Annotated in this window: 11 protein-coding genes; 2 read left to right on the forward strand and 9 right to left on the reverse strand. The window is 36.4% G+C overall.

The genetic code is table 11. The features are described from left to right. Positions 1 to 247: 247 nt before the first annotated feature. From Q9306_RS23480 to mtnK, 8 genes are all read right to left on the reverse strand, one after another. A complete protein-coding gene (locus tag Q9306_RS23480; protein WP_306202886.1) occupies positions 248 to 1,360 on the reverse strand; it encodes a PRK06851 family protein in 1,113 nt (370 codons plus the stop codon). Positions 1,361 to 1,673: 313 nt separating this feature from the next. Then, positions 1,674 to 2,045, reverse strand: coding sequence for a hypothetical protein (locus tag Q9306_RS23485; protein ID WP_306202888.1), 372 nt, complete (start codon positions 2,043 to 2,045; stop codon positions 1,674 to 1,676). 507 nt (positions 2,046 to 2,552) lie between these two features. Continuing rightward, the gene (locus Q9306_RS23490) at positions 2,553 to 3,785 is read right to left on the reverse strand and encodes an ATP-binding protein (RefSeq protein ID WP_306202890.1); all 1,233 of its coding nucleotides are present in this window, start codon (positions 3,783 to 3,785) and stop codon (positions 2,553 to 2,555) included. Continuing rightward, positions 3,749 to 4,036 carry a hypothetical protein gene (locus Q9306_RS23495; protein ID WP_306202891.1) on the reverse strand — a complete coding sequence of 96 codons (288 nt, stop codon included), beginning with the start codon at positions 4,034 to 4,036 and terminating at the stop codon, positions 3,749 to 3,751. Before Q9306_RS23495 ends, Q9306_RS23490 begins: the two co-directional genes overlap by 37 nt. A 459-nt stretch (positions 4,037 to 4,495) precedes the next feature. Then, positions 4,496 to 4,726 carry an excisionase family DNA-binding protein gene (locus Q9306_RS23500; RefSeq protein WP_306202893.1) on the reverse strand — a complete coding sequence of 77 codons (231 nt, stop codon included), beginning with the start codon at positions 4,724 to 4,726 and terminating at the stop codon, positions 4,496 to 4,498. A 916-nt stretch (positions 4,727 to 5,642) separates the two neighbouring features. Beyond that, entirely contained in the window at positions 5,643 to 6,284 is a 642-nt protein-coding gene (locus tag Q9306_RS23505; RefSeq protein ID WP_306202896.1) for an L-fuculose-phosphate aldolase, read from the reverse strand. 81 nt (positions 6,285 to 6,365) lie between these two features. Further along, entirely contained in the window at positions 6,366 to 7,412 is a 1,047-nt protein-coding gene (gene mtnA / locus Q9306_RS23510; protein WP_306202899.1) for an S-methyl-5-thioribose-1-phosphate isomerase, read from the reverse strand. Positions 7,413 to 7,424: 12 nt separating this feature from the next. Further along, positions 7,425 to 8,657 (reverse strand): S-methyl-5-thioribose kinase, encoded by a 1,233-nt coding sequence (gene mtnK / locus Q9306_RS23515; protein ID WP_306202901.1) that lies wholly within the window; start codon positions 8,655 to 8,657, stop codon positions 7,425 to 7,427. A 269-nt stretch (positions 8,658 to 8,926) separates the two neighbouring features. Here mtnK and ahpC point away from each other — a divergent pair, with 269 nt between their 5' ends. Both ahpC and ahpF read left to right on the forward strand, forming a co-directional pair. Continuing rightward, positions 8,927 to 9,490, forward strand: coding sequence for an alkyl hydroperoxide reductase subunit C (gene ahpC, locus Q9306_RS23520; protein ID WP_306202903.1), 564 nt, complete (start codon positions 8,927 to 8,929; stop codon positions 9,488 to 9,490). Positions 9,491 to 9,504: 14 nt separating this feature from the next. After that, on the forward strand, positions 9,505 to 11,031 hold the full coding sequence (gene ahpF / locus Q9306_RS23525; protein WP_306202905.1) for an alkyl hydroperoxide reductase subunit F: 1,527 nt from the start codon (positions 9,505 to 9,507) through the stop codon (positions 11,029 to 11,031). Between the two features lie 79 nt (positions 11,032 to 11,110). Here the strand turns inward: ahpF and Q9306_RS23530 are convergent, their stop codons facing one another. Beyond that, positions 11,111 to 12,526 (reverse strand): WD40/YVTN/BNR-like repeat-containing protein, encoded by a 1,416-nt coding sequence (locus tag Q9306_RS23530; protein ID WP_306202907.1) that lies wholly within the window; start codon positions 12,524 to 12,526, stop codon positions 11,111 to 11,113. Position 12,527 lies beyond the last annotated feature (1 nt).

A 12,527-nucleotide genomic window follows, 5' to 3' on the forward strand; every position in this document is an offset into this window, starting at 1 on the left:
TCACTCCTCCTCCCCTAAGAGAAAAAAACATATAACTAAATACTGGATAGACCTAAGTACTAAGTCTCATTAATTTACACAGACTTCTTGACAGAACCAATATATCGACCATTTTTTGCAATATATCAGCGATTTTTTCGATATATCGGCGATTCGACACAAGATAAAGACACCTCGACAATGTTCCACATTCTAAATGCACGAAAAGGAGCTGACATTAATCCTTTTTCAAGTCAGCTCCTTTTCTTCACTTTTGCTGCTCGGCAACAAGTTCTGCAATTCTCTCAAACTCCGCTTGAATTTCATCTTTGCATGCATCCACTTTTTCAAAATCCATCGCCGCAATATAAATTTTCTCTAGTTTATCACGCACAGATTTTGCCTTTGCTAAATAGGACATCGCTTCATTCATTTTCTCTCTATAGCGTCTTGATACATCTTGAATTTCTACTGCATATTTCTCATCTGTTCCTGGTTCAATAATAAGCTCATACATATCGATGATTTCATCACTCTCACGGGTCGGAAAATATTCATGCGGTGCTGTACTATCAAAAATGGCAAAGCCAAGTTCTCTGACAATGACCATATCAAGACTATTTGGATCAAAGCCGCAGTGATAGATTTCAACATCGAATCCTTTCTCTTCAGCTGCCGCCGCTAATTTCTTTAACATCGTCGATTTTCCAGAACCAGGCCGCCCTTTTACAAAATAACGCTTCGGTACATCTTCCGTTAAATTCGGAACAAAATCAACTGCGCCTTTTGGCGTTGCTGCACCTAAAAAACGATGCTTCACATTTGCTGCTTTCGTACACGTTTTATCAGCAAAAAATTGTTGTATGAGCTGCTTTGTTAATTCATTCGCTTTTTCAAAATCAATGTGGTCAATATAAAACTTCTCCCATTCATCATGAATCTCTAGCGCCGTCTTAAAGCACGCATAAGCTGACTGAAACGCATGAGTCGCTTCTGATGTATAATGCACAATCTCACCTTTCTGTTTCCTAAGTTCAACAGAATCCCAAGTTATTCCTAAGTTTACATACTCTTCTACAACACCTGGCAGTTTCGGTTCAATTACATGCGGTGCCGTTCCATCAACAATCCCAACTTTTAACGCCGGAATGATCACACCATCAATTGAATGATTGTCAGATGAACAATGTAACAACTCAATATCGTACCCTTTCTTCACCCACTCACGACCAATCGCCTTCATCAGTGAAGATTTCCCTGTTCCAGGCCCGCCCTTTAGAATAAATAACCGGTCCAATCCCGTTAGGTTCTCTTCATACAAACTGTAAAATCCCCTTGCTGTATTACCGCCCGCATAATAATTTTTTATGTTTCCTGTCACTGCCTTTCACTCCCTTGTAAGCAGTTTCACTACATAAGCTACGATATGCAAGTAAGAAAGAATAGGTGAATACCTACCTATGAATACAAATTAAAAAGACAACATAAAACCCTTTTCTTTTAGGGGTACTGACGCATCGTCATCAGGCTAAAAGAACGAGTTATCCCCAAAAATGCACAAAATTTTCGTTCTGGGGGTGGTATGAGATTTTAACTTGATGGGCATGGGGTACCGCCAGCATTTCAGCCCCCCCCACGCTAAGCAAAAAATACAATAAGCCGTCCATATGGATGGCTTATTTACATAAAATTTGTTAACGGAAGTTTCTACGTACTAAATAAAAAGCTAAGGACCCCATAATAACAGGTGCAACGAAATAAAAGAAATGTGAAAAAGAAAAAGTAAACATAAAAAGAAATGGTGTAAGTGTATAGATAACTGCTAGTCCTATAAATACAGGAATTCCAAATTGCAATTTTCTACATCGTTTGATTTTCCTATATAAGACTTCCCCAATTAGACAAGCTATAAGAGCTGGTATACTACCATAAGTGACGATAGTTTTAATGAATCCAAATAAAACGTCCGGGTGAATAAAGATAGGATTAAAAATATATGAAATCAAGAACCATCCGAAAACAAAAGCAAACAGACTTGCAGCATAACTAATTAAAAATTTTTTCATTTATATCTCCTGTATAATTCATAATGTTATTTCTATTATATTACAATTTTCTTTACGCAAGATAGATAAAATATAATATGTATACCGCATTCATGATCGGTTGACATAACGTCTCATTATAAGCAGTAATCAAATCTCAGGAATCCATTCATACCAAGAGTTTGCCATCCTTCTGTTCCCTCCACTGTATGCAGGATTCCATATATTCCTGTCACAACAGCATTTGACAGTTCAAACCGTTCTTGTAGCTTACATGAAATCCTGCATATCCTTAGTGTATAAAATCCACGTTTTACCGCGTCAGTACCCCTTTTAGTTGGGCGAGAGCATCTGGCTATGTATAGAAGCGGTCAGGGCCTTTTTCTGCCACAGGCGATTGAAAACAAAGGGAGCTTCATCGTGTATTCTGCATAACATTAAAATAGCTTTTTATTTCAAGTATTTTCATTCAAAATTACAAAAAACTCTTCTTTCTAGAATATGAAAGAAGAGTTTTTCCACATATATTTAATTCTCTTTTCCTACCGGTAGCTTAATATTTACCTTTGTTCCAACACCAGGTGTGCTTTCAAACTCCATTTCACCGTGATGTTCTTCAAGAATTTTGTATGTAACCATTAACCCTAAACCTGTTCCATTTTCCTTTGTCGTATAAAAAGCTGCACCTATTTTATCTATTTTCTCTTTACTGATCCCGCACCCTTCGTCAGTCACACTCACTACAATCTGTTCATGAACTACATTTGCTTCCACAATAATATTACCGCCCTCAGGCATAGATTCGATCGCGTTTTTAATAATGTTAAGAAATACTTGTTTCATCTGTTTTTCATCACACTGTATAGAGGATAGATTTTTAGCAAACACCGCCGAGATGGTAATACCATATTGAAAAGCTGGCTGTTCTACAATCGAAATTACATAAGATAAAATATCTTTTATATTATGTAATGCATATTGTCTCTGTTTCGGTTTTCCAAGAACCATCAATTCACTAACAATCGCATTCATACGTTCAATCTCCTGCACCATAATGTTATAGTACGCTGCATCTTCAGGATGTTTTTCTCTCTGCAACTGCGTAAAACCTTTTAGTGATGTTAATGGATTGCGTATCTCATGTGCAATCGTAGCCGCCATTTTTCCGATGACTGCTAATTTTTCAGCTTGTTGTGCTTCTTCAAACATGTTTTTAATTGTACATACATACGATTGAAAGCGTGTTAACAGAATAAACGCGATCGTTGCAAAAGTCATACATAGCATAATAGGTATCATCACAATTGGTGTATGTAATACAATTCCTAACAAGGTATACTTTCCAATAATTCCAAGTGACACGACCCAACAATAGCGTTTATTCACAAAAATAGGAGAAAATAACAATAAAAACGGTTCTACTACATTATCACTTTCAAATGGTTTTATAGTGCCATAATAAATGAGTATATTGTTAATCAAATCACTCAAAATATACCCTATAAAAATAATATATTTTACTAAGTATATATGTTTCTTTTTTGTAAAATAGATAGAGATTAACAATAATAAAAACATAAAAGCATACATCCAGAACCCTAAACTACCTTCCGGAAAGCCGATACTGCTATCTCCCATTTGTACTTTCGGATAAAAATAATAATACAAGATGTCATTCAAAAAGAAGGTTATATAAAATAAACTTAAAAAAAGTTTTAATGCTTTCACTTCTTCTTGTATAAGAATATGAGCTTTGTCCATATTAAAACTCCTTTATCGACAACAACAATTTTATATACCGCCATTAAGCCTAAACCAAAATCACTCGCTTTCTTTACTCCGAAAATATCCATACTATTTTCCAGCTTCTTTTTACTTATTTCACATCTCTCATCTGCAATATATATAAGAATATGATTTTTGGAAATCAAGTAAGTGCCAATATTTATACAACTTCCATATTTTGTTTCTTTAATTACCTTTTTTATAATATGAACAAGCGTATAATGCATTTATTACAAAATTCTCCTATTGAGTACCCTATTAAATACACATATTTTACAGCATACAGGTTCCCCTTCTTCATATAGAAAATCCCTATCCATAACATACATAAAATAATGATGCATAAGCTAGCACTTAACATAATCTCTTTTAGATCATTAAATTCTAAAACGTAAAATTTACTAAAAAAATGAAAGAATATAAAAGTACAATTCATCATCCACAAAAATAGCTTCATACTTTTCCGCTCTTCTTGAAATAACATCGTACTTGGGTCCACATTAAACTCCTTTATAGATTATAAAAAATTTCCACCTTTTTTTATTATAGCGATATACTTATAACCTACAATCCTATATTTTTAAATAACAAATTGTTTACGCAAACAATCATTATGTTCATCGAGGCCAATCCATTACTCGTTCACCATAGTTATGAACACATATATAAAGACTAGGAAATGCTTCCTAGTCCTCATCTTTCACATCCATATCTTCTGGAATTGGTTCATTTAATATTTCTTCTACTAACTTTTTGTATTTCTCCATTTGTTCTAAATGTGTATTAAACTGCTCTTTATTCAATAAATACTGCTCTCCGTCATGAACAGCACGTATGCGTTTTTGTTGAATTAAGCTTTCGATATACGATTCGGGCATACTTAAAAATTCAGCTGCTTCTTTTACCGTTAAATACAATGTGTTCAGTCCTTTCTTAATAGAAATTACTCCTTTTATTATCCCTATCAACTTTACCACATACATTGTACATTGAGGAACTAGCCATATGAAAACTCTAGATCTTCTTCGTATTTTGAGCTTGTGCAACTGCTTCTGTAAGATTCATTCAAAATATAAAAATTGCAGCTACATAGCTTACCCAAGCTGAATTAGGAGTTTTGACAATTTCTCCCGCCGCATTTGTATAAGCCAAACTTAAATCACTCCATGAATTCCCCGCCGTAGCATTAAATCTGTTATTGAACTCATTAAATAATATATATGAATCCATTTTGATTTTCCGACATATAGATTGCTGCTATGCAGACAAAAAGGAGCTTCCACTCGCTTTCTCCCTTTGTTTAAACTTCGCATGTGGCAGGAAAAGGCCCTGACCGCTTCTATGCATGACCAGACGCTCTCATCCACCTAAAAAAGATGGTTTTATGTCGTTTTTTAATTTCTATTTATATAGTTGTTTGTTCACTATTCCAAGGACTCACCACATCTGATAATAAAGGAAATAGTTTAGTAACAATTAGTTCTGCTGATGGGTTGTATTTTAAAGAAATTACAATCAAAGTTATATAAATTTGAAAGGGTAGTTAACTAACTCTTCTACAGAAACTGATACACGTTCATCACAATAATTTTTTAATGCACCCATCATAAGAAATCTCTCCTTTTCCTCTTTTTATCAGTGTTGACATGTTCAAACACAAAAACAGGCTGTGGAGAAGACCTTCTCCACAGCCTGAACAAAGTATATACTTTGTTGATTTTTTTACTTGTTTCATTTAAATTATCTGACATATTTTATTTACCTTTCAAATAGCTAGTTTTACAGCGGTCCAAAAATTCGAATTACTTCCATAATCTTTTGAGTGAAGTTTATTTATTTTTGACCGTACGTCTCAAATTTTTCCGCTAATACTTGCAGCTCTTCTTCCGGCAATAGTTTCGGTTCTCCGATGCATTTCGTTTGATAGTAAATTTGTGCACAAAACTCAATCTCTTCCGCAACTGTAAATGCCATTTTCATATTATGTCCACCTGCAATTAATCCATGATTCGCAAGTAGCACGGCGCGGCGATCGATCATTCCTTCATAGGCTGCTTCTGCCAATTCTTTCGTCCCAAACGTTTCATAAGGCGCACAGCGTACATTCGGTCCGGCAAATGCTATTAAATATGAAACGGCAGGAAGTTCCCAACCTAATGATGCAATTGTCTTTGCATAAGGAGAATGTGTATGCACAAGGGCATTTACATCATCTCTTTTTTGATAAAAAATGAGATGCATATCAAGTTCACTGGACGGCTTTCTTGTTCCCTCTATACTCTCACCATCTAAATTTAGTACGACCACATCTTCAGGCATTGTTTCAAAGTAATCTAATCCGCTTGGACTCATTGCTACAAGGCCTTGTTCACGGTTAAAAATACTAATGTTACCGCCTGTCCCCTTTGTTAAACCACTTGTAATTAATTTCTTTCCATACTCTACAATTTCTTCTCTCTCTTTTTGTAGTAACATATACTATGCATCCTCCCCGGCGAAACACTTCTTACTGCTCATTTGCTATAATAACCGTTGTTCCATCGTTTCGATTATTCATCATGACTGAAATAACTTTTCCAAGTTTGCCGCAAACGGTGGGCGTACAATTCCCTTTTCTGTAATAATTGCCGTAATATTCTCGTGCGGCGTTACATCAAACGCTGGGTTATACACCTTGCTATTTTGCGGTGCTGAATATTGTCCAAAGCGATTAATCACTTCTGCCGCATCACGTTCTTCAATTGGAATCTCTTTTCCCGTTGGCGTTTTTAAATCAATTGTTGGCGTCGGCGCTGCTACATAAAACGGAATATTATAGTACTTTGCTAAAATAGATACACCTAACGTTCCAATTTTATTGGCTACATCACCGTTTGCTGCCACGCGGTCACAACCGACAATGACCGCATCAATTTTCCCTTGTGACATGACCATCGCTGCCATGTTATCTGTAATAACTGTTACATCAATACCAGCTCGCTGCAGCTCTAATGCTGTTAACGTAGACCCTTGTAATCTTGGACGCGTCTCATCCGAATAAATTTTTAAATCCCAGCCCTTTTCTTTTGCCAAATACATCGGTGCTGTTGCTGTTCCATATTTTGTCGTCGCCAAAGCACCTGCATTACAATGCGTTAACACACCCATACCATCTTGAAATAACGTAAGTGCGTGCTCGCCAATTTGGCGATTAATCTCTTCATCTTCTCTATGAATCATTTTTGCTTCTTCTAACAATCTCTGTTTTAAATCACTAATCGATAAATGAGCATGTTCCTTCGCAGTACTCTCCATTCTCTCAAGCGCCCAAAATAAATTTACAGCTGTCGGTCTTGACGTTGCCAAATATGCACATACTTCCTGTACTTTATTGATAAACAATTCCATCGAATCTTCTTGCACGTCTTTTATCCCTAAATACACGCCGTAAGCTGCTGAAACACCAATCGCTGGTGCACCGCGCACCTTCATCACTTGAATCGCATCCCAGACACTTTCTGCCGCCTTAAAAGATTCATAGACAACTTCATTTGGTAATAAGGTCTGATCTAATAAAACTAAAGCATCCTCTTTCCATTGAATCGGTATTAATTGTTCAGACATTATCTTCTCTCCTTATTTTGCGCCAAGTGACAGCGCTTCTGCCTTTAGCGTTTGTAAAAAATCATTTCCTGTTTTATGCGTATTTGCGTGTAAAATAAACGTTTTTGCCGCTTGTAAACAAATACGCTCTGCTCTGGCACGAGCTTCTTCATCTGCAATAGATGTCATATCCTTCACCTTTGCTAATCCAACAATACGGCGAATTAATTCAAGACCAGTAACAGACGCTGTATCTTTTAATACAGACTGTAAATACCAACAATTAAACCCTGCTTCCTTCGCCATAATCTCTGTAACATGAACATCCCATGCTTCTAAAAACTTCGTAGAGAATAGATCAATTACATCTATAATTGTACTCTCTAACCAGTTCATATACACATCTTTTTCTACTCCTGAAACCATTGTCGCATCTGCATTTGCCCATGCAAATATTAAATTTGCCACAACGTTCCCAACGTCATATCCCATCGGGCCGTAAAACGCAAATTCTGGATCAATTACCTTTGTAGAATCTTCTCTTACAAACACAGAACCAGTATGTAAATCGCCATGTAACAATGCTTGTGCATTTGTCATAAACGAAAACTTTAACTTTGCTACTTCCATGCGAAGTTCATCATCGCCATATATATGTTCCCGAATCCAGCCTTCATTTAAAGAAAACAGCTCATTTCGTTTATTATGATCAGTAAATGGCTCAGAATACACGAGGTCCTCTGTAATCTCACATAACTCTGGATTGATATAATTTTTTACAAGCTCTTTCTTTTCTTTATGATCCATGATCACATCCGATGTGAATAGTAATGTGTTCACCATAAAGGTCGTTAAATCCTCTGCAAGTTTCGGAAAGATTTGATGACTCATAAGCGCAGTCCGCAGAATTGTATGATCTGATAAATCCTCCATCACGCAGCAATTCATGACATCATCATACAAATACACATTCGGTACAAGTCTTGGTGCCAGCTTCCCCTCTAACTGCAACACATCTGACTCAATCCGAATACGATTCGTCGATAACTTAAACTCATCAGAAATACGCGCTGTATCCCCTGCTTGCTTTACAATGACAGAATTCCCCTTATCTTCATCCCAAACGCGAAACACATAATTTAAATTTCCATCTCCAATTTCCTTACACTGCAGATATTTTACACCCTCGAACATCGACAATTTTTCCATCACATACGGTATAACATCACTAGCTTCCATCAAAAAATACTTCGTGAACTTAGACATGGTTTCTCCCTCCACCCTAAATGTAAGCGTTTTCTAAAAGCCATAAAAATAATAGATTAATAGTACTTCAACCCATATATCACAATTTTTTGAAACAAATATCTAGTTTTAATTATAGCTTTTAAAAAATATGCGTCAAACATTTCCCTTGACAAAATAAACAATTCTATATAATAATTAATATTGAATTAGAATTATTATATTTTAACTACAAATACATACTGAGTAATCTATGATTCTCAGAACATATACTTAGGAGGAATTTTATTATGTTATTAATCGGAACAGAAGTATTACCATTTAAAGCTCAAGCTTACCACAACGGTGAATTTATCCAGGTTACTGAAGAAAACTTCAAAGGAAAATGGAGCGTAGTTTGTTTCTACCCAGCAGACTTCACATTCGTATGCCCAACTGAACTTGAAGACTTACAAAACCAATATGCAGCTTTAAAAGAATTAGGAGTTGAAGTGTATTCTGTTTCTACAGACACTCACTTTACACATAAAGCATGGCACGATAGCTCAGAAACAATTGGTAAAATCGAATATATTATGATTGGTGACCCAACACGCACAATCACAACTAACTTCAACGTATTAGTTGAATCAGAAGGTCTTGCTGCTCGCGGTACATTCATCATCGACCCAGACGGCGTTATTCAATCTATGGAAATTAATGCAGATGGTATCGGCCGCAATGCAAGCATCCTTGTTAACAAAATCAAAGCTGCACAATACGTTCGCAACAATCCAGGTGAAGTTTGCCCAGCTAAATGGCAAGAAGGTTCTGCAACACTTAAACCAAGCCTTGACCTTGTAGGCAAAATTTAAGGAGCATACTCAAAATGATACTAGATGCAGATATAAAAGCACAATTAGCCCAATATCTTCAACTACTGGAAAGCGATGTACTACTTAAAGTAAGTGCAGGATCCGATAACGTATCAAAAGACATGCTAGCTCTAGTTGATGAGCTAGCAACTATGTCTTCTAAAATTACAGTAGAACAAACACAATTAGAGAGAACACCAAGCTTTAGTGTAAATCGTATCGGCGAAGACACTGGCGTAACGTTTGCTGGTATCCCTCTAGGACATGAATTTACTTCATTAGTGTTAGCTTTACTACAAGTTAGCGGAAGAGCTCCAAAAGTTGAACAAAAAGTAATTGATCAAGTAAAAAGCATTCAAGGTGAATATCATTTTGAATCTTACATCAGCCTAAGCTGTCATAACTGCCCTGATGTTGTGCAAGCACTAAACGTAATGAGCGTTCTAAATCCTAGTATTACACATACAATGATTGACGGTGCGGCATTTAAAGAAGAGGTAGAAAGCAAAGATATCATGGCAGTGCCATCTGTTTACTTAAACGGTGAATTCTTAAGCAGCGGTCGTATGACACTTGAAGAAATTCTTGCTAAGATGGGTAACGGCCCTGATGCATCAGAACTTTCTAATAAAGATCCATACGATGTTCTTGTTGTTGGCGGCGGCCCAGCTGGTGCAAGTGCAGCCATTTATGCAGCACGTAAAGGCATTCGCACAGGTATTGTTGCTGAGCGCTTCGGCGGTCAAGTAATGGATACGATGGGCATTGAAAACTTCATCAGCGTAAAACACACGGAAGGCCCTAAGCTCGTAGCAAGCCTTGAAGAACACGTAAAAGAATACGACATTGATGTTATGAATTTGCAACGTGCAAAGCGTTTAGAAAAGAAAGAACTTATCGAAGTGGAACTGGAAAACGGCGCTGTTCTAAAAAGTAAGAGCGTAATCATCTCAACAGGTGCTCGTTGGCGCAATGTCGGCGTACCAGGTGAAGCTGAGTTCAAAAACAAAGGTGTAGCATACTGCCCTCACTGTGACGGTCCATTATTCACTGGAAAACACGTAGCAGTTATCGGCGGTGGCAACTCTGGTATTGAAGCAGCAATCGACTTAGCAGGTATCGTAAAACACGTAACGGTTCTTGAATTCATGCCAGAACTAAAAGCTGATGCTGTATTACAAGAACGCCTTTACAGCCTACCGAACGTAACGGTTCTAAAGAACGTTCAAACGAAGGAAATCACTGGTACTGACAAAGTAGACGGTATTTCTTACATCGATCGTGAAACAGAAGAAGTTCATCACATTGAACTTCAAGGTGTATTCGTTCAAATCGGTCTTGTACCAAACACAGACTGGTTAGGCGACACTGTTGAACGTGTTCGTGGTGAGATCGTAACAGACAAGCACGGCGCTACAAACGTACCAGGCGTATTTGCTGCAGGTGACTGTACGAATAGTCCATATAAACAAATCATTATTTCTATGGGATCAGGTGCGAACGCAGCCTTAGGTGCATTCGATTACCTAATCCGTAATTAATGAATCTTCCCTTGTCTAAAAGTCACTGTGCTACCTAATTGGTAGTGTAGTGGCTTTCTTTTTTGGAAAGAAATAATCGCTATTTCTTTTTAACTTCCTCTACAAATTCCCATGTCTCCCCTTTATCTTTTGATTGATAAAGTGCACTACTATCGCCATTGTAGTCTCCATCTGCTCCTTGTCCAACTAACATATTAAAAACTCCATCTTTCTCATATGGCATACCTGGAGAATCAAAAGGACTTATTATAGACTGTGTATGATCTAATTTCACTTCATGAGGCGGATAATCTACCTTTTTGAAAGATAGGCCTCCATCATCTGTACGATATAACTCTCCCTCATTACCAGAAGGTCTAACTGCTCCTAAAAACCCAAGTTTATCATTTATAAAAGTTATTCCTGATATACTACCAATCCCTCTATTAAATGGGTCTGGATTGATAGCCTCCCATGTTTTCCCTCCATCACTAGTCTTGCTTAGCGAATAAAAAGCACTACCCAATGCTTTTTCTGTCATATTTAGTTTATAACCAACTTCTTTTGATAGGAAAAACTGTTCCTTTTCATTCGTTAAATCTTGTTTCTTCTCTTTAAGCCTATCTTTATTTGGAGGAGTCTTTGATTTACTCCAATTTGCGTCACATATTAAGTTATATCTAGCAGGTACTAGCTCTTTCTCTTTTCCAGGAACAAATATAGATACAGTATATCCAATGATTTCAGAAGCTGCTTCTTTAAGATTCTGCTCCTTACCATCCTCAGTAATATTCATAATTCCCTCTGTATTGTATCCCCAATTCCTTTTCCCATAATAAATCAATCCATACTTACTTTCATCCCACTTACTAACCGTTCGCTTAACTGGAATAGCCTTAACCGTTTTAATTAGAGGCTCTACTAATTTATCATCATCATAATCAGGATTTGCATACCCATCTCGTATTATAGTAATATCTTCTGATTTCTTCTTATTATAAGATATTAAATAAGTTTCCACTTTCCCCTCAGCATTTTTCCCATAAACAAATGTATCAAACGCTGTGATTGTTCCATCTGAATGAAATGTAAGATCAAAATCAGTTGCCATATATAATTTCTTTGGCAAAGGATATTTTTTATTTATATCTTCAAAAATACCTCCTACTCCAGATTCATATATATTATTATGCTTAAGTTCAACTGACCTTTCGTGTTTTAATCTTTCTATAAACCATGCCAGTTTGCCATCCAAATTTATTGCACTTTTATAAATCTGTACTCCATAAAATGATGTGATTACAACAATAATGATAATAGAAATGTATTTCCATGCAGTTGAATTAGTTAATTTTTTAGATTCATATTCTCTATCTTTTATCACTCGCATTGTAATAAATGTAGTTATGGATATAAAAAATACTATACATGAATCAATTTCATAATTGTTTCTTTTCCTGAGTTGGATGGACAGAATTTTAGAGGTGGGGGTTTTGAAAATACTAAGCGGCTTGATT

The sequence above is a fragment of the Bacillus multifaciens genome, assembly GCF_030756675.1.
Lineage (GTDB): Bacteria > Bacillota > Bacilli > Bacillales > Bacillaceae_G > Bacillus_A > Bacillus_A multifaciens.